The organism is Streptomyces alanosinicus, assembly GCF_014650595.1.
GTDB classification, from domain to species: domain Bacteria; phylum Actinomycetota; class Actinomycetes; order Streptomycetales; family Streptomycetaceae; genus Streptomyces; species Streptomyces alanosinicus.
In genome coordinates this window covers 18,718-39,755 of record NZ_BMVG01000051.1, presented here as the reverse complement: position 1 = coordinate 39,755, position 21,038 = coordinate 18,718, and the positions used below count along the sequence as shown (strand labels likewise).

The window sequence follows — 21,038 nt, the reverse complement described above, 5'->3', positions numbered from 1 at the left end:
GGCCGCTATTCCTTGGTGGCGCCGGCAAGCATCCCGCTGACCAGGAAGCGCTGGGCGAACAGGAAGACGATCAGCACGGGAGTGATGGCGACGAGCGTCGCCAGAGCAAGCTGCGGTCGTTCGATCGCGAGGGTGCCGACGGCCGGGTTGAAGGACGGCACGTTGCTGAGCAGGGTGCCGACGCCCACCTGGATGGGCATCTGGCTGCTCTCGGGGAGCATGACGTACGGCAGGAAGTAGTTGGTCCAGTTGGCGACGAAGCTGAAGAAGCCCACGAGCGCGATGACCGGGGTCGCCAGCGGCAGCGCGATGTGCCAGAAGACGCGGAACTCCGAGCAGCCGTCCATGCGGGCCACCGCCAGCAAGTCCTTCGGTACGGCAGTGGTGAAGTAGATGTACGTCAGGTAAACGCCGAACGGGTAGAACGAGTACGGCAGGATGATCGACCACATGGTGCCGATCAGGTGCACCGCGTTGATCTCCAGGAACAGCGGCACCACCAGGGTGGCGTTCGGCATGAGCATCACGACCAGGGTCGCGATCAGCAGGGTGTGCCGGCCGCGGAACTCGGTCATGGCGAGGGCGTATCCCGCGGGGATGGCGACAGCGAGAGTGATGGCCAGCGAGATCACCGCGTAGAGGGCCGAGTTGCCCAGCCACTGCATGATGGCGTTGTCCTGGAAAGCCGTGAGGGCGTCCCAGTTGGCTTTCAGCGCGTGCCACGACCCGAAGGAGAGCGGATTGTCGTGGACGAGCTGATGGTCGGTCTTGGTCGCCGCGAGGGCGAGCCACAACACCGGCAGCACGAAGAAGGCGAGGAACGCGGCCAGTACGGATCCGGTCAGCAGTCGGGAGGCCAGGTGCGGTACGGACCGGCGGCGCGGCGGGCGGTGGTGAGATCGGCTCATGACGGGCGCTTCCCATTCCGAGCTCGCCGCGATGGCGACTCGACTACCAGGGGCTTCAGTCGGCATCGAAGAATCCCGACCGTGCGACGAAGAGGGCGGCGGCCGACACACTGACGACCAGGAGCTCCACCGAGACCGCGGCCGCGCCGTTGATGTTGTTCATCTGGAAGGCGAAGTCGAAGGTCAGCTGGTTGAGCGAGTAGTCGCGGCCGGCCACGCCCACGCTGGCGAGGGAGAGCAGCTGCGGCTCGACGAAGAGCTGGGCGCCGCCCGCGAAGGCCAGGATGACCATGTAGACGATCCACTTGCGGAGCATCGGGATCTGCACGTGCCAGGCGGTCTGCCAGGCGCCCGCGCCGTCGATACGCGCGGCTTCCATCACGTCCGTCGGGATGTTGTTGAGCGCGCCGTACATGACGACGATCCAGCCGCCCGCGCCGGTCCAGAACGCGATGACCGTGAACAGCAGGGGCAGGTTGCCGGGCGCGATCACCTCGCCGAAGGTGTGGAACCCCGACATGCCCAGCAGGGAACTGACCGGGCTCACCGTCGGGTCGAGCATGAACAGCCACACCAGCACACTCGCGGCGCCGGCGAGCGCTCCCGGGATGTAGTAGAGGAAACGCAGCGCCTTGCTGGCGGAACCTGAGGCCAGGCGGTGCAGCAGCAGCGCCAGGGCCACCACGAACACCACCAGGGACAGGAGCCAGAAGGCGAGGTAGACGGCGACATGGCTCACGGCGTCCATGAATCGGAAGTCGTGCGCTGTGGCGGTGAAGTTGGCGAATCCGGTGACCTTGCCCCCGGCGTCGGTGAAGGCGAAGTAGACCGCGTACGCGGTCGGCAGGACGCCGAAGGCGACCAGCAGGACCACGTAGGCGGCGACGAAGGCTGTACCGGCCCGGCTCTGCCGCACGGCGCCGCGAGGGCGCCGTGCGGCAGAGCCGGGCGAGGAAGGGGTGAGGGTCACTGGGAGACCTTGTATCCGTTGGACTTGGCGTACTTGACGATGGAGTCCTGCCAGGCCGGCAGCAGGGAGACGATGCTCTTGCCCTGGGTCATGCCGGGCTTGACCGTGGCGGCCCAGATCGCCTCCTGGCTGAACTGGCCCGAGCCCCAGTCCGGCCAGACCTGGGAGGAGGCGGCCTTGAGGGCGCTCAGGTCACTGGCGAAGTAGCCGGAGGCGTCCTGCCCCTTCAGCCAGTTCTCCGCCGCGGGCGCGTACGCGGGGAAGCCCGGCGCCTTCTCGCCCTGGTAGGCGTTGTCGGTGGTGACCCACTTCAGGAAGTCGGTGGCCGCCTTGATGTGGGTGGAGTGCTGGGACAGCAGCCAGGTGCCGCCGCCGACGTTGCCGGTGGACGGCGACGTGTCACCCTTCCACTGCGGGATGGGCGCTGCCGCGATCTGCTTCGCCGGGGTCTTGAAGGTGCCCTTGAACACCGCGCCGCCGTACCAGGCGGGACCCGGCATGAGCAGGACCTTGTCGGCCTGGTTCTTGCCGAAGTCGGTGCTGAAGACCCCGCTGATGGACATGGACTTGTTCTTGATCAGCACGTCCACGAGCCTGGCCATCTTGGTGCAGGCCTCACTGGTGGTGTTCACCGACACCGACTTGGGGCCGGTGATGTGGTTGGCGCCGCACTTGCTCGCCCACAGGTAGATCTCGGGGGTGTAGGAGTCGCCGGCGTCACCCACGAGATAGCCGGGGTGCTCCTTGGCCACCTTTTCGCCGAGCTGCTGGTACTCCTCCCAGGTCGTCGGCACCGAGTAGCCGAACTTCTTCAGGAGCGGCGCGTTGTACCAGAGGACCGCCTGGGAGAGGTCGTTGCGCAGACAGTAGACGGTGCCGCCCACGGTGCAGACGTCGTTGGCCCCGCTCGCGAACTTCCCCAAGGAGGCCGAGGGGATCAGGCCCTTGTTCAGCGGAGCGGCGAAGCCCGCGTCGACCGCCCAGGTCGCCTCGTTGTTCTGCGCGCTGAACACGACGTCCGGCCAGCCCTCGCGGGTGCGGTTGAACAACTGGACCTTGGTCTGGAGGTAGTTGGAGCCGTTGGCGTCGCCGTCGTAGGTGACGATGTCCAGCTTCACGTCCGGGTGCTGCTGCTGGTACAGCTTCGCGGCCTCCACACGGGTCGCATCCACCCAGACGGTCAGCGCACCGTCCTTCTGCGGCGCCTGGGCGAAGCCGTCCTTGGTCGTCGTACCGGTGGCGCCGCCACCGCAGGCGGTCAGGGTCAGCGCCGCGGTGGCCGCGCAGCCGGCCAGCAACGCCGCACGCCTCTTGCTGAACACCCTCTCCCGGCCGGACGAAGGCTTGTTGACGGTCATCTGCGACTCCACTGGCTTCACAAGGCGCCCCGAGCAGATGGACAGGTGGCGCGAGGATGGGGCGACGTCGGCCGTACCGGCCGGGCGTCAGGGACCGCGAACGGCCGTCCCGCTTGCCGTCGCGGAAGAAATTAGCCGCCCTATTAAGGGTTCCGTCAAGGGCTTGTGCAGCCCTTCTTCTCAAACAACGGCCGGTGAGACCCCAACTCAAGGTGAGCAATGTCCAGTAAGTCACTATAAATACTATCCAAGACTCCTGCTTTATGCTCCGGATCTATCTACTGGATGAGTACGACCAATCGAGGCTTGAGCTACGATGAGCGCGGCTGCCCAGCGATCAGCCGCCCCCAGTTGCGTCAGCCAGGAGGCAGGACAGATGAACGACACGCCCGCGGCCCCGGAGGCCGTTCCGACGCATGCACCTCCCGTTGCGACGGAAGCAATGAACGGCGCGGACGCGCGGCGTGAGTACCGGCCCGGCTACGAGGTCGTGGCGGAGCAGATCCTCGAGTTCATCGCCGAGGCCCGTCTGGTGGCGGGTGACCGGCTGCCCACGGAGCTCGATCTGGCTCAGAGGCTGAACACCAGCAGGGCAGTGGTGCGGGAGGCCGTGAAGATCCTTTCGGCGCTCGGCCGAGTCCGGGCGCACAAGGGGCGCGGACTGTTCGTGGCGGACGACGAGGGCATGCTCATCACCAGCCGCTGGGGCGGCTTCTTCCGCCCCGTCGACATCGATCACGTCCTCATGCTGTTCGAGTTCCGCAGGGTTCAGGAGACGGCCGCGAGCAGTCTGGCCGCCACCCGTGCCACGCCCGCCGAGCTGCGGACCATCGAGGTGGCCATGCAGCAGTGCCGGCACGGGTTCGTCCACGGTCAGGTCGACGAGTTCAACCAGGCGGACGAGGACTTCCACATGGGCGTGGCCGCGGCCTCGCACAACACCTTCCTCGTCAGTGCCGTGCGTGACGCCCGACGACTGCAGCGGCAGTCCAGCGCGATCGGGATACACGACACGCTCGGTGAAGGCACCGAGGCCGCAGTCGTGGAGCACGAGGCGATCTACCGGGCCATTCGCGACGGCCGGCCCGACGAGGCGGCCGAGGCCACGGCGGCACACCTCGACAGGACACTTGAGGATTACCGGCGTGAGATCCAGCGGCGCCTGTTCGGATAGCGGAGGGGAAGTGAGCGCGGGCCCGCGCGATGACGTTGACGCCCGCGAGGCGTCAACAGGTGAGTTGGCCAGGGCGAGTCGATCGTCAGTGTGTCGGGCGCTACGGCCCCGGGCACCCGCGGGAAAGGTGCTGCTGCCCGTCGGCGGTGGCTTGCTCGAACCCGGCGAGCGGAGTCCCTGAGCCGGCGGGACTTCCGGCGCTCCGGGAGTAGCGCCGTCCATACCGGTTGGACCGGAAAGGAGTCCGCCTGCGACACCGCCGACATGCTCGGACGTCAGCCGTCACCGCCTTGATGCTCAAGAGTGGCCCACCGAACAACTCGAAGTCCACCTCATCTTCCCCGCCGACCTCGACCCCGTCGGGTGGGGCACCGAGCCCTCCATGACTGCCGAAGCCTCCCCACTTCGGACCCCGCCCGTCCGCAGCGACCACGCCGGGCTACGGCACTCCACATGGACCACGACCACACCCGCCTTGCACGCTCGGTACCGTCTGGAATGGCGATTCCGGGCACGGCCCGAACCCGAATCAGAACAAGGGAGTTCAGGTGACTGACGTACGGCCCAGCCAGCGCATGCGAGACCTCGGCGTCGTCCAGCGGGGTGCCGGCATCCTTGCCGAACCGACCCGAGCCTTCGATCCGCCCGCTGAGCGCGACACGGCCGAACACGTCGTGAAGGAACTGTTCGCCGCCATATAGCGCATCGGCCAGGTCCACCCCTTCGCCAAGGGTATGGGCATCGCTGCCCCGCAGATCGGCATTGCCCGCTCTGCCGCCGTCGTCATGCCGGCCGACGGCGCTCCGGTCGTCATCCTGCTCAACCCCCGGATCACCGACCGTTCTGAGGAGACGGACGAGCAGTACGAAGGCTGCCTCAGCTTCTCCGACGTCCGCGGCCTCATCCCCCGCCCATTGAAGATCACGGTGGAGGCCACGACGCTGACCGGCGAGACCACCACGACTGAGTACGTACGCGGCCTCGCCCGCCTCATCCACCACGAAATCGACCACCTCGACGGCCTGCTGTACACCGCCCGCACGCGAACCGGGGTCGATCCCATCCCCATGGAGGAATACCGGCAGACCGGACGGGCCTGGGCATACGAGTAGGGCATTGTCGGCGAACCGTTCCGCACCCGACGTGTGGTCGGTGACGGGTCCAGCCGCACAGGCTCCCCCCAGCAGGCCGTGATCAAGATCGGCTCAATGGCTGCAGCGAAGATCAATAGGCTGGCGACTACGACCGTGCCGTGGAGATCTGCGCGGGGGCAGAGGGCAAGGACTCCTGCCAGGGCGACAGCGGCGGCCCGTTGCCGAGGGCTGTGCCTGGGCGTGAGCGCTACTATCAGATCGGCATCGTCTCGCGGGGCGCGGGCTGCGGTGAGCAGGGCGGACCGGGGACCTACGCATCCACCAGCTCCGCCCGATTCCGGGACACATGGCCCGGAGCGTTCGAGAAGGCGCACGAACCGACGTCTCAGGCCGGCTAACTAAGGATCCGTTGGTCCTGGTGGGCGACTGACGGGGCGTTGGCGACAGAACCGGTCTGAAGTCTTTTCCCACAAGTAACGCCCTATCTCATCTGCGGCATCGCTGATCACGCCTGCTGCGACGTCTTCGAGGCCGTACGCGAAGCGACCCTGTTTCTACGGCAAGGGAGCGGATCGTGCTCTCGGTTCGGTTGGCCGCGTTCGACCGGTGCCCGTGTGGCGGACAGCGCGCGGTTGACGGTTTGCCGGGTCGGTGTGAGCTCGCGGCCCGGTGGGCGTCTGAGCGGCGTTGTCACCCAAGGGCTGGCACCCATGTAGGCGCGGTCGGCGAGGATCGGGGCGCCCTGGCGCTCGCAGATCCGGATGATCCGGTGAGTGCGGGCAGCCGTCAGGTCGTGGGCGCGGCCGGGCAGTGCAGGCGAGATCCACAGCAGCCGCCCGGCTGGGTCGGTCACCACCAAGAGTGTCGCCTCAGCCGGGTGATTCCGCCCGGACTCCGTGCGCCGCCGTCGGCGGCCTGGACCTCGTCGAGGACACAGTCGCCGCGTAGCAGATGGCTGGAGACGAAGTAGAGCCGGTAGAGCTCGTTCGGGAGTGAATCGACACACCCCAATCAGCGCGCAACTCGCAGTGTTCGCTTCCTACTTGGCGGGGTGGCCCATTGCCGTGCGGGTCGCGGTGAGGAGTTCCAGCAGGCCGGGGTGTTTCAGGACGCTGTAGTGGTCGCCCTTCAGGTGGACGACGGTGGGCGGCAGGGTCGAGTACGCGGGGTGGGACTCGACGAAGGAATAGTCGTCTCCCTGAGCCTTGAAGAGGGTGATCGGTGCCTGAACCGTGCGTTCGGTCAGCTCGCGGAAGGTGTAGTCGAACTCATAGGTGATAGCGACGATGCGGGTGATTCGGCGGATCGTGTCCTCGTCCAGGGACGGCAGAAGATCGCGGATGCAGGCGACGAAGCTGTCCTCGTCGTCGGTCCGCTCCAGGCAGGCGTCCAGGGCAGGGCCTTGGATTGTGCCGGTGAAGACGGAGAAAAGGATCGTGACGTACGCCGGATTATCGTAGGACGCCGCCTGGCCGTGAGCGTTGCAGTTCTCCTGGCGGGCCTTCGGGTTGCCGGGGCAGATCAGGAACAGGTACTCGACCTTCTCCCCGGCCTGTTCCAGCTGCCAGGCGGTCTCGAAGGCGACCCGGGCTCCGAAGGAGTAGCCCCACAGGGTGTAGGGGCCGCTCGGCTGGATGCGGCGGATCTCCGCGAGGTCCGCCGCAGCCATCTCGCGGATGGTGGCGTACGGGGTCTCCCCCGCGTTGATGCCGCGTGCCTGGATGCCGTAGAACGGGCGGTCCAGGCGGGCCTCTTGGCCCAGCAGGCGCAGGTTCATCGGGTAGCCGCCGAGGCCGGGCCAGCAGAAGACCGGGGCGAAGCCGCCTTCTGCGGCCAGGGGGATCAGGCGGGAGGCTGGGGTCGTCGCGTCGTTGTCGATGCGGGCGGCCAGGTCGCGCAGCTTCGATGTCTCGAAGAGGACCTGGAGCGGGAGCCGGGTGCCGAAATGTTGGTTGATCCGGTTGACGAGGGCCACGGCGATCAGGGAGTTGCCGCCGCAGACGAAGAACTCGTCCTCGCTTGAGACGTCCCCGTACTTCAGGCCCTCGCCCCAGACCTCGGCCAGCCACTGCTCGGTGGGTGTGGCCGGGGTGACGTACACCCCGGGCTGCCGGGCGGCGGCCACCTCGGGGGAGGCGGCGAGGGCCTTGCTGTCGACCTTGCCATTGGCCGTGAGCGGCAGCGCGTCCAGGACGAGGACCTGGTTGGGGAGCATGAAGTCGGGCAGCGATCGGGCCAGTTCGTCGCGGATCATCTCCGCCGGTCCCTGGGTGTGGACCGCGTCCTCGTACATGTCCTCGCCGGCGATCTGCTCGTCGCTGACGCGGCCGCCGAGGAAGAAGTACGACGGGCCGCTCGGGAATCCTGCCGAGCCGAGGATGTCGTCGAGGCGACGGGCAGCGGGCAGGGGGTGCCCGGACATGGAGGAATAACCCGAAGACATGAAGCCGAAACCCGGGGTGCGCTGGAAGTGGTGTAGGCGGGTGCCGAGGGCGATGTACTGCAGCCAGGGCTCGGCGGCCCGGCTGACCGCGCTGATACCGAAGCTCGCGCGGGCGTACACGCCCTGGTTGATGGCGATGACGTGCCGGGCCTCGATCAGCTCGTCGCCGATGCGTTCCAGTCCCCGGTCGCGGTAGCGGTACTGGCCGCCGCGCAGGCCCTGGATGCGGCCCGGGTGGGCCTGGACGTACAGCTCGGTGGGGTCCTGGCGGGGCCGGCCGTCGTTCTCGGTGATCTGGAAGGTGCCGAGGTAGTGGTCCTCTTCGGTAACGTCCAAGGCGTCCTTGACCGGCGGGAAGTGGCCGAGCGGGGCGATGGCCAGGCCGTGGGCGGGCAGCACCTCCTCGAACACGCCCAGCATATGGCCGGTCTCGAATTCCAGTACTTCCTGGATGTTGGTCCTGTAGACGGGTTCGATCGCCCGCCGCTTGCCGAGGAAGTGCACCAAGAGCCCGCCGGACGGGCAGCGGCCGGTGCCGTCGCCGACGCGGACCAGGCCGTGGTCGACCGGGTGGTAGTAGTACACGCCGGGCTCGAGGCCCGCGGTGCCGCCGGACTCGACGTACATCTGGGTGGCGTACAGGGCGCCCGGTGACGCGTAGGAGTACTTCGGCAGCAGCCGTGCCTCGCTGTGGAACTGGCCGAACCAGCGCAGGATCCAGCCCAGTTCGGCCCAAGTCAGCTCGCTCAGCGGCCGGGAGTACGCGGGAACGGGCCGAGGTGCGAGCACCGCGAGGAGGTCCGCGCGGGTGACCGGACCGCCGTCGTAGAAGCGGTACGTCTTGCGGGCGAAGGTCTCCCGGCGCTGCTCCGGGGTCTCCGCTCGGCCCGGCAGTGCGATGGCCGTGCGGTCCGCCAGGTCCGCTGGCTCGCGCAGGCCAGGATTGGACAGCTGAGCCCTGACCTGGAGTTTGGACGCCTTGGACTGGTGGTGGGCGCCGTGCGAGCCCTGGTCCATCACGGCCGCCGTACGGGGGTCCAGCTCGACGCACGCGACCAGCGCCGGATGGCCGGTGCGCGGGTCGTCCGTGACGATCGCGGCGGCGCGGCGCACCCAGATGTGCTCCTCGATGCGCGAGGCCACCTCCTCCAGCTCCACACGACAGCCGCGCAACTTGACCTGGTTGTCGGCGCGGCCCGCGAACTGCAGGGTGCCATCCGGGTTCCACAGGCACACATCCCCCGTGCGGTACAGGCGCTCGCCCGGCTCGAACGGCGAGGCGATGAAACGCTTCAGGGTCTGCTCGGGGCGGCCCAGATAGCCGCGGGCCAGCTGGGCACCGCCCAAATACAGCTCGCCAGCGACCCCAACGCCGACTGGTGCCAGGTCCTCGTCCAGAACGTACGCCGAGACGCCGGTCACCGGTACACCGATGGGTACCGTGCGGGAGCCTCCGCCGTCGAGGGCCGAGGGGTCGACCTCGTGGAAGGTGGCGTTGATGGTCGTCTCGGTCGGCCCGTAGAGGTTGACCAGACACGCACGCGGCAGCCGGTGGAAGAGGTCGCGGGCCAGTTTGTGGGTGAGCACCTCGCCACCGGAGAAGACACGCCGCAGTGAGGTGCAGGAGGCGAACTCCTCGGTGTCCAGGAGGGCCTGGAGCAGCGTCGGCACGCACTGCAGGTGGGTGACACCGTGGGTGCGTACGGCCTCGATGACGGCCTGCGGGTCCCGGTGGATGCCCGGGGTGCCCATGACGACATGGGCACCGGCAGCCGGGGCGAGGATCTCCCACTGGGCGGCGTCGAAGCTCATGGGTGTCTTCTGCAGGATGGTGACCTGCGGTCCGAGGTAGCCGCGGGAGGTGAGCCAGCGGATCTGGCTTTCGATGGCCTGGTTCTCGACTCCCACGCCCTTGGGCCGGCCCGTGCTGCCCGAGGTGTAGATGACGTACGCGAGATGGCCCGGCTGCCCCTCCAGTGCGGCGGGGCGTTCGCCCGGGCTCGGCGTCACCTCGTCCGAGGTGAGCACCAGGACATCCCGCGGGGCGAGGGCAGCCAGGCGCTCGCGCAGGTGTTCCTGCGTCACGATGACGGACGCCCCCGAGTCCTCGATCATGTAGCGCAGCCGGTCCTCAGGGTAATCCGGGGACAGCGGCAGATAGGCGGCGCCCGCGCCCAGAATGCCCCACACCCCGGTCATCAGCTCCAGGGAAGACTCGGTGAACAAACCGACGCAGGTCTCGGGGCCGACGCCGAGCCGGGCGAGACGGGTGCCGAGGTCCCGACTCTGCAGGTCGAGTTCTCGGTAACTGAGCCGTTCGTCGCGGAAGGTGACCGCCGTGGCCCCGGGACGCACCGCCGCCTGGCGGGCTAGAAGTTCGGGCAGGCACAGGCCCGTAAGGGGAGTGCCGGATATCAGTGCGCTCGCAGTCTTCATGGCATCGTCCCCTCGTGCTTGTGCTCGATGAGTGGCGACGACCAGCGTGGGACGAGGAGTCCTGAAGATCTCCCGAGTGGGTACGGTCCCGGCACGGGGCGTTCGCGGGAGATGTATAGGCAATGGCGGCCGACGGGATCGGGACCCGCCACAACCACCCGCTCGGCCGAACATGTGCGAGCTGCACCGCGGAAACCCGTGACGCCTGTGAAGGGCCAGCCACCGTGACAAAGATTGTCCTCGTCCCGGAAAGCATTCGGCGGGACTCGCTCAACGCCTCCGTTCTTCCCACCGTGCGCCGGCTGCTGGCCAAGCGGGCGGACGGGGAAGAGTGCGAAATCGACACCCTGCCGGTGGGGCGACTCCCACTGTACGGCCGGGACGTCGAACAGGCATGTGGAACCGACGCGGTGCACGCCGTCCAAGAAGCTGATATGAGACGCGGACACACACTTCGTCAGTGAGCCTTGGGCCGACCCGGGCACGCTGGAGATCAGCAAAGCCCGGCGCGATCTGCTCGAGCAGCAGCTTCCGCACAGCGCGGTGACCGACACGGTGACGATGCTGTCCAGGCGCCGAGGTGCGGAGCCGTCCTTCATGCTCACCCTGCCCACCACGATGGAGTCCACCGTGGTCGCCTGTTGCGCGGACCACGCTGTGCCTTGGGGCGGACGAGGATGCGGGTGGAGAAGATCTCGCCCATCTCCGGGCCGCCGCCGGCGGCCAGGCGAGAGCGGAGCCGCCCGTCAAGGCTCGTCGACGGTAGCCCAGCCCACTAAGAGGTCGTTTTCTCCCGTTGTTTTATCCTGATATCCGGATTTCATCCGGTAATGTCGGGTCGCGCGCCAGGAGGTGGTGGCCTCGCCGGTGAGGCGGCGGGCCATGAGGTCTGTCATGGCCAGGTGGATCATGGCTTCTGAACGGGCCGGGAGGGCCTCGTAGTCGCGTGCCAGGCGGCGGTGGAGCATCAGCCACCCGTGGGTCCGCTCGACCGTCCAGCGTTTCGGGACGGGGGTGAACCCCCTGGTCCCGGGCGGGCGTCGGACAATTTCCATGTCGATGCCGAGAGTGGCGGCGTGCTCGACGAAGTGCTTGCGGTAGCCGCCGTCGACCCAGACCTTGCGCAGGGTGGGGTGGCCGGTGGCGGCCTGCTCGAGCAGGGCGCGACCAGCCACTCTGGACTCCGCAGGAAAGACCGGGATCAAGACCTTGCTTCAGTCGAGGGCGTCGGAGGCGTCGAAGAGCAGGCAGACCGGCGAGTCAGGATGCGACGGCGGACCGGGCACAGGCAGTCAGTCCGGCGGCACGGTCGCCGACGTCCCCAAGGCAGCAGGCGGCACCGGTGGCAAGGGCGGCTGCGGCGGCCGGGGAGCGGACTTCACCGAGCCACCGGCAACCGACCTCACGCCTCCGGACAGGGTGGGCTACGGAGGCGGCGGCTGGGCAGACGGCGCCACCAACCAGAGAGACAGCGACAACTACCCGTTCAACGGCAGCCGGGGAGGTCTCGCCCGTGACGGGGCCAGGGGTGGCGACGGCTACGTCCTCATCACCTGGAACACCCCCCGGCACGTAACACCCTCTGAGTGGTGCGGGCTGTGGTGTCGGGGGATGGGGGTGCCGGTCAGGCGGGCAGCTGGTTCAGCTTGCGGATCTGCCGGTCGAAGGCACGAGCGGGGACGAGGCGGCGCAGGGTGCTGACACGTCCGGCGGTCGGTCCGGCGGGGTAGCGCAGCTTCGGCTTCGGGTCGGTCGCCGCGGTGACGATCGCCTTGGCGACGGTGGCGGGATCGTCGCCGTCCTTCATCGCCGCGGCCATCACGCGCTCGAAGACCTGGCGCTGCTGCTCGTAGACCGGCAGAGGCGTGGCGGGTTTCGGGGAGTTGGCCTCGAACGCGGTCCTGGTCACGGCGGGCTCGACGAGCAGGACGCGGACGCCGTGCTGGCGGACCTCGTGGTCCAAGGACTCGGAGTAGCCCTCGACGGCGTGCTTGGACGCGGCGTAGGCGGCCATGTGGGGCGCGGGGACGAACCCGAGAACGGATGAGATGTTGATGATCCGGCCGCCGCCCTGAGCGCGCATGTGCGGCAGGACGGCTTTGGTCATGCGGATCAGTCCGAAGACGTTGATGTCGAACAGCTGTTGGTCCTGGATGAGGGAGCGTTCCTCCCCGGCGCCCGCAGAGCCGATGCCGGCGTTGTTGACCAGGACGTCGATCCGTCCGAACTGCTCGATCACGCGGTCGACCAGGCTGGCGACCGAGGTGTCGCTGGCCACGTCGAGGTCGAGGAACGTCACGCCCTCGCGGCGGTCGTCCGCTGAGGCTCGGCGGCTCGTGCCGACGACCTCGAATCCCGCATCGGCGAGCGCGGAGGCGGCCGCCTTGCCGATGCCTGACGATGCTCCGGTCACGAGTGCTACCGGCCGGTTCGTGGTCATGATGGGCCTCCCCAATGATTGGATTATGACCGTAATGCAATTACTCTAAGACGAGAGTCGGAGAGCGGCAAGCGACCTCTCCACCGGAGCTGCGAGGAGGAGCGCGTGGCGCGCTACGCGAAAGACCACAAGCAGGCGACGCGGCAGCGGATCATCGAGGCCGCCGGCCGCCGGTTCAAGAAGGACGGCATCGACGGCTCAGGAGTCTCCGCGCTGATGTCGGACGCGGGGCTGACCAACGGCGCCTTCTACGCCCACTTCACCTCCAAGGAGGACCTCGTCGCGAACGCCGTCGCCGACCAGCTGGGCGCGCAGAACGCGAGCCTTGAAGCACTCGCGCCGGGCCGCGCCGGGCTCGAACAGTTCGTCCGCGCCTACCTGTCCGCCGAGCACCGTGACGACCCCGAGAACGGCTGCCCCACGGCCGCTCTCCTCGACGAGATCGGGCGATGCACGGACGCGACCAAGCAGGCGTTCACCGACGGCCTGCTGGCCGTCATCGACGACATCGCTGCCCGCCTGGCACCCGACAACCCGCCCTCGGCACGCGCCCAGGCGCTCGGCGTCTTCGCCATGATGGTCGGGACGCTCCAACTCGCCCGCGCCCTGGCCGATCCCAAGCTCGCCGACGACGTCCTCGACCAGGGCGTCCACAACTCCCTCGCGCTGCTGGACGCCGGACCTGTCCGGTAGCGCCGCGTTCCGAGGCCTTCGTGAGGGCGCGCCGTTCGGCGATCGTGAATGCCTTCAACCAGCCCCCCCCACGACCAGGCGTTCCGGGGCACGCGAGCTGCACGAACTCGGCATTCTCACTGACGAGGCGTCCGTCAACATCACCCGCAGCCCCCTCGGGCACCTCACCCGTCAAGGCTTCCTCACCCAACCCGGACGAGGCCGCTACCAGAAACGGACTTGGGTGCGGTTCCTCTGAAGTGAAGGGCTGAGCTGGGAGAACGCTGATCGGGGCTGTGCGGGAGGCCGCTTGTCTCTACCGTGGAGGTGGAGGAGGGCGGCTGATGGGTTCGCTGTTCGAGGAGTTGGAGGCGCGTGAGGCGGCTGCCCGGATCCGGGTCGAGGCGCTGGAAGCCGAACTTGTCGAGCTGTCCGGGAGGTTGGAGGAGGCCAGGAGCGGGCTGGAGCGTTTGCGGATCACTCGGGAGACGGTGGCCGACGTGCTCGCCCAGATGACGTCTGAAGTGGCCGTGGGGGCGCCGGAGGCATCGGCCGGTGACCGGGTGGCGTCGGCGTATGCGGGGGCTGAGCGGCGGGTGATCGGGGTGCTGGCGGTGCCGAAGTGGCAGCCCGGGATGGGGGTGGACGCCCTGCCCCAGGTGTACCGGGACATCGTGGAGGTGGTGGCCGATGCGCCGGGTCCGGTGCGCGCCAAGCAGATCGTGCCCAGGATAGGGCTGCCGGCCGAGACCGGGAAGATCGCGGGCGCGCGGTCGAAGCTGAAGAGGCTGGTGGAGCGGGGCTGGCTGGACGAGGACGCCCCCGGCTTGTGCACCCCGGCCCGCCACCAGACGGGCGATTCGCTCAACTCCCGTTAGTGGCAGGGCGCTTCCGCCTACATTCGATGGTGCCAACCATGTCGGATGCAGGACGGGAAGAGCCCCGGGATGACACCGTACGACACTCATGCCGCAGCTGACTCCTTTGCCCGCTCCATCAGCGCCTTCGAATCGCTGATGGGCACCTTGTCGGGCGACCTGGCGAGCGCGTGGACCCACGCTGAGCTGGAGGAACACCTCGAATCGGCGGGGCGGGCCCTGCTGCGGCAGATGCTGCAGGACCACCTGGACCTGCGCGCTCGGCGCGAAGAGGACCGGCTCCGTGCCGGTTCCCGGCCGGCCGTGGTCGGGCCGGAGGGACGGGCGGCACTCGATGGGCCTGCGCAAGATCGCGGTCACCGAGGCCGTGCGCGGATCGTTCGACCAGGCCCACGGTGCGGTGACGCGCCGCTGCGGGAACGTGCTCGGCAAGCGGCGGCTGGAAGAACTCGTGGTCGCCGCCGCAGTCGACGTCGACGCTTTCTATCGCGCGAGGATCCCTCTCCCGTGCAGCCGGGACATGCCGCTGGTCCTTCAGGTGGACGGCAAGGGCGTGGTCATGCGGCCCGAGGCCCTGCGCGAGGCCACCCGCAGGGCCGCCGAGAAAACCGCCGGCGGCCACCGCGCACGGCTCGCCCCCGGCGAGAAGCCGAACCGTAAGCGGATGGCCACCGTGGCCTGCGTCTTCGACATCCGTCTGGCGCCGAGGCGCCCGCACGATGTGATCCATCCGCCCGGCGGCCGCAGCGACGAGCGAGCGGCCCGCCCAGGACCGAAGGCCGAGAACAAGTGGTGCACTGCCTCCCTGGTCCGCCCGCCCGAGCAGGTCATCGCCGACGCCTTCTACCAGGCCCAGGCCCGCGACCCGGAGCATCCGCGGCCGTGGATCGTCCTGGTCGACGGCGCCCGCCACCAACTCGACCTGATCGCCGCCGAGACCATCCGACGCGACGTCACGGTGCACGTGCTGCTGGACTTCGTCCACGTCACCGAGTACGTGTGGGCCGCCGCCCACGCCTTCCACAAACCCGGCACCACCGAAGCCGAAACCTGGGCCGCCGATCACCTGACCGCGATCCTCGCAGGCCACGCCGCCCGAACCGCCAACGAGATGACCGCCCAGGCCGACCAGCAAGGACTGCCGGCCGCCCGCCGCGAGGCCGTCGACGCCTGCCACCGCTACCTGACCGGCCACCTCGACCAGCTCCATTACGACACCACCCTCGCAGGTGGGTGGCCGATCGCCACCGGCGCCATCGAGGGCGCCTGCCGCCACCTGATCGCCGACCGCCTCGACATCACCGGCGCCCGCTGGGGCCTACACGGAGCCGAAGCCGTCCTGCGGCTTCGCAGTCTCATCTCCAACGGCGACCTCGACGCCTACTGGCACTTCCACGCCGCGCGAGAGCACGACCGCCTCTACCCCACCCCCGATCAGTGGAACTACACCCTCACTGCCTGATCGCGAGCTCCACTCGAAACGAACGGCACCCAGCTGAGACTGAGGTCGAGGGCGAAGCGCCTGACATCTGTCAGATCGAGGTGGAGAGTGCTACGTGGCGCCACTGGTCGAGTTCACGCCGTACCAGATCCAGTTTCGCCTCGACTCGCTCGACCGCGTCTGCGCCCAACTGTAGGCGCAGTGGGGGCTCGGCGGTCTCGGTGACGTCGACGATGGCTTTGGCAGCTTTCACCGGGTCGCCCGGCTGGCGGCCGTCGTAGTGGACCAGCGCCTCGCGCACCGGTCCCGCGCCTGTGGTGTAGTCGGCGATGGTGGCCGGCTCGGTTTGGAGGCTGGAGTTGCTCAGGAAGTCCGTGCGAAAGCCGCCCGGCTCGATGATCGTGACGCGGACTCCGAGGGGGGCCAGTTCGCCGTGCAGTGCTTCGGAGATGCCTTCGAGGGCGAATTTCGATGCGCCGTACAGGCCCGTCGTCGGTGCGGTGGCGAAACCGCCCACGGAGCCGATGTTCAGGACATGTCCGGATCGCTGGGCGCGCAAGGTCGGCAGGGTCGCCCGCAACGTGTTGAGCACGCCGAACACGTTGACGTCGAACAGTGCCCGAGCAGCCTCGTCCGAGATCTCCTCGATTGCGCCGACGAGACCGTAACCGGCGTTGTTGGCCACGACGTCGATCCGGCCGAACCTGGCCAGCCCGGCCTCCACAGCGGCCGTCAGCTGCTTCGGTTCGGTCACGTCCGCGTTCACCACCAGCAGTTCATCCCGCTTGTGCAGGTACGCCTTGAGCACTGCCGATATGTCCCTCGCTGTAGCGATCACGCTGTGTCCTCGGTCCAGTGCCTCACGGGTGATCTCCGCGCCCAGCCCCCGCGATGCCCCGGTGACAAACCAAACACTCATGTTCTCTCCTGTTCCGATGGGCCGACGGCTCGACGCTAAGTCCTAGAGTTGGGTCTAGATCAACAGCTGTGTGATGGAGAGGGGCGTTCATGGACCTGAGCATCGGTGAGGTGGCGCAGCGCAGTGGGCTGAGCGTGCACGCGTTGCGGTTCTACGAGCGGGAGGGCCTGTTCGCCAACCCTGTACGCCGCCTGGCCAACGGCCGCCGGATCTATCACGAGGACGATCTGGAGTGGCTGGCGATCTGCACGAAGCTGCGTTCCTCCGGCATGTCCTTGACGATGATCCGGCAGTACATCGAGCTGGTCCGCCAGGGCACGGGCAACGAACATGAGCGGCTTGAGCTGCTGCGCCGACACCAAAACCACGTGGAGGCGCAGATCCGGGAGCTGCAGGGGACCCTGGACGTGATGCGGCACAAGGTGCAGATCTACGAGGACCATCTCGCCCGGGGCGAAGCCGACCGACTGTGGAACCCATCCCACCCGGATACCGAGCAAGGCTCAGAAGATGTGGATCGGCTCTGTGAGGTCGCACCCTCCCGAGCGACTTCCCACTCGCCGCAGATAACAGGGCCGCTCCATGTACCGGCCGGAGAACGTCGCCGCAGGTGACGACCACTGCGGCAGTTCACGCTCGCCAACTCGAACCACCCGAACGACACGGTCCAGATCCGCGAACTGCACCGCTACCTCCGCTGGCGCAACGCCAACGCCCGCCACCCCGAGGTCCTGGCCGCCCAACGCCGCGAGCGTGCCCGCGTCCGCAGCGAGAAAGGCATCCGCTGGGGAGGACGCCCCCTCACCGCCGCATCGTGACCACGCCCCAGCAGCGATCGCCACGTCAGCCGAGCTACCCCTTCGCGGGCCAACTCGGGTTGCGGCCAAGGAGCAGGAGTATCCGATCGAGCAGACCAGCTGCAGTCGGCGTGTCCAATGCAGGCCGGAATGCGGCGCCCTCTCGCTCACGAGCGGCTCCGGTGGGGACCTGTTCGGCGATCGGCAGCACGGCCGCCAACAAATCCGCACCGAAGTGAGCCCGGACCCCGATCGAGGCGGCGACGTCCCAGCCGTGGACCACATAGTCCAGGAAGTGGAAGCCGATCGCCTGAGGTGCAGGGAACATCTGACCGCCGCGGACCTCCGGAAGCCAGAACGAGCGCGCCAACACGCCCTCCTCGGCGAACGCGGCCGTGACCGTCGCGGCCGACGCGGCGAACACCCCCGCCGGATCGTCGCCAACCGGACGGTCGTCCCAGACGCTGCGGTCGCGGGTCTCGCCCCACGCGGCCGCCGCGAAGCCGTAGTTCTGTCCCGTCATGTGCGCCAACAACTGCCGCAGCGTCCACTGCCCACAGGGCGTCCGCCGGTCAAGCATGCCAACGTCGACCTGGTTGACGATGGATTTCGTGATCTCCAGCGCGTGCGCGTCCAACTCATGAATGTCCGTCATTCCTCGGATCGTACCCGCCGTATACGACAACACCGTGACCGAACGAACCCGGTAAACCTTGCCGGTCACAGCAATACGGGAGGCCCCGCCCCCATGCTCAGCCAGCCAGGAGATCACCGGACCGATTCGGCGGCCTCGAACTCACGCCAATCAAGATCGGTAGAGCGACAGCCACAGCCTCGCAGCCTGACGGCCAGTCACTCAGGAAGAACTACACCCAATTAGGAATTGCGAATGATCGCTCCGCAGGGAATCGACAGCGAGGTCGTCCGTCGGGAGGAACCTGCAGCACACCGTACGGAGGCACAACGTGGCCGCGATCTGGGCCGGCAGGACCACGCCCCTGACCTGCCGCTCCGTCAGCTTCGCAGTGCGCTCTCGCGACCTGAACATGCCACCCCTCCCCGTTGGCCCGCGCAGATTGTACGGTCGCGCGGACGACGCGTCCCGGCCCAGGCACCTGCACGGTTGCTTACAGGATTCATAGGACAGGCAAGGACGGGACAGGCACAGGTTCCGAGATCATGAAGTTGCGATGGTCTGTGACCACCGGGGAGACTTGTGCCTGCGCTGCCTTCATGGCTGATTGAGCCGCTGTGGGACCAATCCGCTGCCCTGCTGCCGCCGCGGCCACAGTTCGATCCGGCCCATCCGATGGGCTGCCACCGGCGCCGGATCAGCGACCGGATCGTGTTCGACAAATTGCTGCAGGTCCTCCGGTTCGGCTGTTCCTACGAGGCGATTGCGGACTCCACCTGCTCGGCCACCACGATCCGCAACCGCCGCGATGAGTGGATGGAACTGGGGCTGTTCGTCCGGCTGAAGCAGATCGCGCTTGACGCGTACGACCGCGTCGTGGGCCTCGTCTTGGACCAGATCGCCGTAGACGGCGCCATCACCAAGGCACCTGGCGGCGGTGAGGCGGCCGGACGCTCACCGGTCGACCGGGGCAAGCGGGGCATGAAACGTTCTGGCATGTCCGACGGCTACGGCATCCCACTCGGGCGGATTCTGGCTGGTGCGAACCGCCATGATTCTCCCCTCCTGGCCCCAACGCTCGATCTACTGGATGGACTTGGGCTACTGCCCGACGCGATCACCGTCCACCTGGACGCCGGATACGACTCGGCTGCCTCCCGTACGGTGCTCCGGGAGCGGGGACTGCACGGCCGAATCGCCCGCAAGGGGAGCCGGGCGCCGGTCCAGGCAGAACTCCTTCCAGCGGCTCGCACGCTGCTACGAACGACGCACCAGCGTCATCGAAGCCTTCTTTGACCTCGCCGATACGATCATCACCGTACGCAGTCTGATCCGCCGAGCCTGGACCACCCACCGCTGGGACACGCGCCCCCGACGCCGACCGTGAACACCCCTATCTGCGCGAGCTCTAAGTCGGGACCTGGATGACATTGCCCGAGATGACGCCGGGCGAGCCCGCAGCCGCCCCGTTGGCGTCGGCATCAGCGATGGCAGTCCCAGTGCAGGTGGCAAGGCCGGCGGCAGTCAGGACGATCGCGATGATGGCGATACGTACACGCATGGGTTCCTCCTGGTGCTCAGCGAGAATTCGTCCTGAGCATGAGCCGCAGCAGGATCATGAAAACCACACTCACGGGGGCGCTGGAGGCGCACGCAGTGTTCGGTCGTGAGACCGGGCTCAGCTCTACGGGCGTCCTATCGGACTGGAATCTAGAGGGCTGACAGCTGGTGCAGGCCGTCAGATACCGCGCTCGATCATGTCGATGACATGCTGTCCCGCGTCGTGGGCCTGGGCGGGGTGAAGCCCGCGGAGAGGCCCGTCGATGAGCAGGACGGCGAGGCCGTGGACGGCCGACCAGGCGAGGAACTCGGCGCCCGGACGGCGGTCTTCGGGCAGGATGCCTGTCTCCACGAGGCCGTCGAGCGCGGCGCCGAGGAGTTCGAACGGGGTCTTGCCGCTGCTTCCGGCCGCGTCGTCGTCGGCGGCGTGGGTCATGTCGCCGGGGACGTGGAAGGCGGTCCGGAACAGGCCCGGCTCCTCCTGGGCGAAGCGGAGGTATCCGGTGCCGACGGCGCGGAAGCGGGCCCGGGCAGCGGCCGTCGTGTCCGCGGCCGGCGGCAGGGCGGCCTGCTCGGCCTCCATGGTGCGGGCGACCTGGGCGATCGCAGCCTGTGAGACGACGTGCAGGAGGGCGGCCCGGTCGGCGAAGTGGCGGTAGGCGGCGTTGGGGACGACGCCCGCCTCGCGCGTCACCGCACGCAGCACCACGGCCTCCGGCCCGCCCGTGCGGGCGAGTTCGAGCCCGGCCCTGATCAGGGCGTTGCGCAGGTCGCCGTGGCGGTAGGTGTCCCGCTTCGGCTTCTTGCCGCTCTCCGTCGCCGCCATCATCTCACTCCAATGTGGACAGCATCCACTTATCTCGTCTAGGCTGATCCAAAGATCGAACCGGGGGCGATTCCTCGCATCCGGCGAATGTGGACATCGTATACAAGGGCACCGCTGTGCCCGCCGTCAAGGGGGAGCGCTCGCATGCGCAAGGTCATCGCATCCGTCTACATCACTCTCGACTCCCAGGTGGCCCTCCTCCGCCACCGCCCGGCCTGACCACGAAAGGACGAATACGGGGTGACCACCCCCGCCAAGGGCCCTGCCAGCTACTTCCCCGCCATCGAGAAGAAGTACGGCCGCCCCATAGCCGAGTGGAAGGGCCTCATCCGCTCCTCGCCGCTGAGCAAGCACATGGAGCTGGTGAGCTGGCTCAAGACCGAACACGGCCTGGGCCACGGCCATGCCAACGCGCTCGTGGCGCACACGCTGGCCGAGGACAGCGGGAAGTGAACTGCCCCGGGACCGGTCGGGCCGCCAGCTCGTAG

General features: G+C 68.1%; 16 protein-coding genes and 6 pseudogenes. 11 read left to right on the top strand and 11 right to left on the bottom strand.

Features of this window, described 5'->3' with window-relative positions; translation table 11 throughout:
- Positions 1 to 5 precede the first annotated feature (5 nt).
- The 3 genes from IE277_RS41995 to IE277_RS41985 are packed head-to-tail and all read right to left on the bottom strand — an operon-like array spanning position 6 to position 3,236.
- Positions 6 to 908: a carbohydrate ABC transporter permease gene (locus IE277_RS41995; RefSeq protein WP_229882415.1), complete on the bottom strand. Its 903-nt coding sequence runs from the start codon at positions 906 to 908 to the stop codon at positions 6 to 8.
- A gap of 55 nt (positions 909 to 963) precedes the next feature.
- Positions 964 to 1,878, bottom strand: a complete 915-nt coding sequence (locus tag IE277_RS41990) for a carbohydrate ABC transporter permease (RefSeq protein WP_189958974.1) — start codon at positions 1,876 to 1,878, stop codon at positions 964 to 966.
- Positions 1,875 to 3,236, bottom strand: coding sequence for an ABC transporter substrate-binding protein (locus IE277_RS41985; protein ID WP_189958973.1), 1,362 nt, complete (start codon positions 3,234 to 3,236; stop codon positions 1,875 to 1,877). Before IE277_RS41985 ends, IE277_RS41990 begins: the two co-directional genes overlap by 4 nt.
- Positions 3,237 to 3,612: 376 nt before the next feature.
- On the opposite strand from IE277_RS41985, the gene IE277_RS41980 reads away from it, so the two are divergent.
- From IE277_RS41980 to IE277_RS41970, 4 genes are all read left to right on the top strand, one after another.
- A complete protein-coding gene (locus IE277_RS41980; RefSeq protein ID WP_189958972.1) occupies positions 3,613 to 4,410 on the top strand; it encodes a FadR/GntR family transcriptional regulator in 798 nt (265 codons plus the stop codon).
- A gap of 548 nt (positions 4,411 to 4,958) precedes the next feature.
- Positions 4,959 to 5,111 (top strand): hypothetical protein, encoded by a 153-nt coding sequence (locus IE277_RS48305; protein WP_229882414.1) that lies wholly within the window; start codon positions 4,959 to 4,961, stop codon positions 5,109 to 5,111.
- 33 nt (positions 5,112 to 5,144) lie between these two features.
- Positions 5,145 to 5,522: a peptide deformylase gene (locus tag IE277_RS41975; RefSeq protein ID WP_229882413.1), complete on the top strand. Its 378-nt coding sequence runs from the start codon at positions 5,145 to 5,147 to the stop codon at positions 5,520 to 5,522.
- Between the two features lie 140 nt (positions 5,523 to 5,662).
- The gene (locus IE277_RS41970; RefSeq protein WP_189958971.1) at positions 5,663 to 5,902 is read left to right on the top strand and encodes a trypsin-like serine protease; all 240 of its coding nucleotides are present in this window, start codon (positions 5,663 to 5,665) and stop codon (positions 5,900 to 5,902) included.
- A 194-nt stretch (positions 5,903 to 6,096) separates the two neighbouring features.
- On the opposite strand, the pseudogene IE277_RS49055 reads toward IE277_RS41970, so the two are convergent.
- The 4 genes and pseudogenes from IE277_RS49055 to IE277_RS41950 all read right to left on the bottom strand — a co-directional run.
- Positions 6,097 to 6,438 (bottom strand): annotated as a pseudogene (locus tag IE277_RS49055) (transposase family protein); the annotation flags it as partial.
- A 105-nt stretch (positions 6,439 to 6,543) separates the two neighbouring features.
- On the bottom strand, positions 6,544 to 10,383 hold the full coding sequence (locus IE277_RS41960) for an amino acid adenylation domain-containing protein (protein WP_189958970.1): 3,840 nt from the start codon (positions 10,381 to 10,383) through the stop codon (positions 6,544 to 6,546).
- 842 nt (positions 10,384 to 11,225) lie between these two features.
- Positions 11,226 to 11,555, bottom strand: a pseudogene (locus IE277_RS41955) (transposase); the annotation flags it as partial.
- 452 nt (positions 11,556 to 12,007) lie between these two features.
- On the bottom strand, positions 12,008 to 12,823 hold the full coding sequence (locus IE277_RS41950; RefSeq protein WP_189958969.1) for an oxidoreductase: 816 nt from the start codon (positions 12,821 to 12,823) through the stop codon (positions 12,008 to 12,010).
- 105 nt (positions 12,824 to 12,928) lie between these two features.
- Here IE277_RS41950 and IE277_RS41945 point away from each other — a divergent pair, with 105 nt between their 5' ends.
- The 3 genes and pseudogenes from IE277_RS41945 to IE277_RS41935 all read left to right on the top strand — a co-directional run bounded on the left by IE277_RS41945 (position 12,929) and on the right by IE277_RS41935 (position 15,835).
- The gene (locus tag IE277_RS41945; RefSeq protein ID WP_189958968.1) at positions 12,929 to 13,516 is read left to right on the top strand and encodes a TetR/AcrR family transcriptional regulator; all 588 of its coding nucleotides are present in this window, start codon (positions 12,929 to 12,931) and stop codon (positions 13,514 to 13,516) included.
- Positions 13,517 to 13,839: 323 nt separating this feature from the next.
- On the top strand, positions 13,840 to 14,373 hold the full coding sequence (locus IE277_RS41940) for a hypothetical protein (protein WP_189958967.1): 534 nt from the start codon (positions 13,840 to 13,842) through the stop codon (positions 14,371 to 14,373).
- Positions 14,374 to 14,442: 69 nt separating this feature from the next.
- Positions 14,443 to 15,835: pseudogene (locus IE277_RS41935) on the top strand (ISKra4 family transposase).
- Positions 15,836 to 15,905: 70 nt separating this feature from the next.
- On the opposite strand, the gene IE277_RS41930 reads toward IE277_RS41935, so the two are convergent.
- A complete protein-coding gene (locus IE277_RS41930; protein ID WP_189958966.1) occupies positions 15,906 to 16,733 on the bottom strand; it encodes an oxidoreductase in 828 nt (275 codons plus the stop codon).
- A gap of 89 nt (positions 16,734 to 16,822) precedes the next feature.
- Between IE277_RS41930 and IE277_RS41925 the strand changes: the two genes are divergently transcribed.
- A complete protein-coding gene (locus tag IE277_RS41925; RefSeq protein WP_189958965.1) occupies positions 16,823 to 17,347 on the top strand; it encodes a MerR family transcriptional regulator in 525 nt (174 codons plus the stop codon).
- A gap of 3 nt (positions 17,348 to 17,350) precedes the next feature.
- Positions 17,351 to 17,551 (top strand): annotated as a pseudogene (locus IE277_RS48300) (IS630 family transposase); the annotation flags it as partial.
- Between the two features lie 34 nt (positions 17,552 to 17,585).
- Here the strand turns inward: IE277_RS48300 and IE277_RS41920 are convergent.
- Positions 17,586 to 18,185, bottom strand: coding sequence for a TIGR03086 family metal-binding protein (locus IE277_RS41920; protein ID WP_189958964.1), 600 nt, complete (start codon positions 18,183 to 18,185; stop codon positions 17,586 to 17,588).
- A 561-nt stretch (positions 18,186 to 18,746) separates the two neighbouring features.
- On the opposite strand from IE277_RS41920, the pseudogene IE277_RS41915 reads away from it, so the two are divergent.
- Positions 18,747 to 19,551: pseudogene (locus IE277_RS41915) on the top strand (IS5 family transposase).
- Positions 19,552 to 19,578: 27 nt separating this feature from the next.
- Here the strand turns inward: IE277_RS41915 and IE277_RS41910 are convergent.
- A pseudogene (locus tag IE277_RS41910) lies at positions 19,579 to 19,725 on the bottom strand (chaplin family protein); the annotation flags it as partial.
- A gap of 177 nt (positions 19,726 to 19,902) precedes the next feature.
- A complete protein-coding gene (locus IE277_RS41905) occupies positions 19,903 to 20,553 on the bottom strand; it encodes a TetR/AcrR family transcriptional regulator (RefSeq protein ID WP_229882412.1) in 651 nt (216 codons plus the stop codon).
- A 237-nt stretch (positions 20,554 to 20,790) separates the two neighbouring features.
- Between IE277_RS41905 and IE277_RS41900 the strand changes: the two genes are divergently transcribed.
- The gene (locus IE277_RS41900) at positions 20,791 to 21,003 is read left to right on the top strand and encodes a DUF4287 domain-containing protein (protein WP_189958962.1); all 213 of its coding nucleotides are present in this window, start codon (positions 20,791 to 20,793) and stop codon (positions 21,001 to 21,003) included.
- Positions 21,004 to 21,038 lie beyond the last annotated feature (35 nt).

What these genes read in the sequence shown, in the direction of transcription:
- IE277_RS41995 (WP_229882415.1), bottom strand. Translation starts at nt 908, where the DNA reads ATGAGCCGATCTCACCACCGCCCGCCGCGCCGCCGGTCCGTACCGCAC.
- IE277_RS41985 (WP_189958973.1), bottom strand. Translation starts at nt 3,236, where the DNA reads ATGACCGTCAACAAGCCTTCGTCCGGCCGGGAGAGGGTGTTCAGCAAG.
- IE277_RS41980 (WP_189958972.1), top strand. Translation starts at nt 3,613, where the DNA reads ATGAACGACACGCCCGCGGCCCCGGAGGCCGTTCCGACGCATGCACCT.
- IE277_RS41975 (WP_229882413.1), top strand. Translation starts at nt 5,145, where the DNA reads ATGGGCATCGCTGCCCCGCAGATCGGCATTGCCCGCTCTGCCGCCGTC.
- IE277_RS41960 (WP_189958970.1), bottom strand. Translation starts at nt 10,383, where the DNA reads ATGAAGACTGCGAGCGCACTGATATCCGGCACTCCCCTTACGGGCCTG.
- IE277_RS41950 (WP_189958969.1), bottom strand. Translation starts at nt 12,823, where the DNA reads ATGACCACGAACCGGCCGGTAGCACTCGTGACCGGAGCATCGTCAGGC.
- IE277_RS41940 (WP_189958967.1), top strand. Translation starts at nt 13,840, where the DNA reads ATGGGTTCGCTGTTCGAGGAGTTGGAGGCGCGTGAGGCGGCTGCCCGG.
- IE277_RS41930 (WP_189958966.1), bottom strand. Translation starts at nt 16,733, where the DNA reads ATGAGTGTTTGGTTTGTCACCGGGGCATCGCGGGGGCTGGGCGCGGAG.
- IE277_RS41925 (WP_189958965.1), top strand. Translation starts at nt 16,823, where the DNA reads ATGGACCTGAGCATCGGTGAGGTGGCGCAGCGCAGTGGGCTGAGCGTG.
- IE277_RS41920 (WP_189958964.1), bottom strand. Translation starts at nt 18,185, where the DNA reads ATGACGGACATTCATGAGTTGGACGCGCACGCGCTGGAGATCACGAAA.
- IE277_RS41905 (WP_229882412.1), bottom strand. Translation starts at nt 20,553, where the DNA reads ATGATGGCGGCGACGGAGAGCGGCAAGAAGCCGAAGCGGGACACCTAC.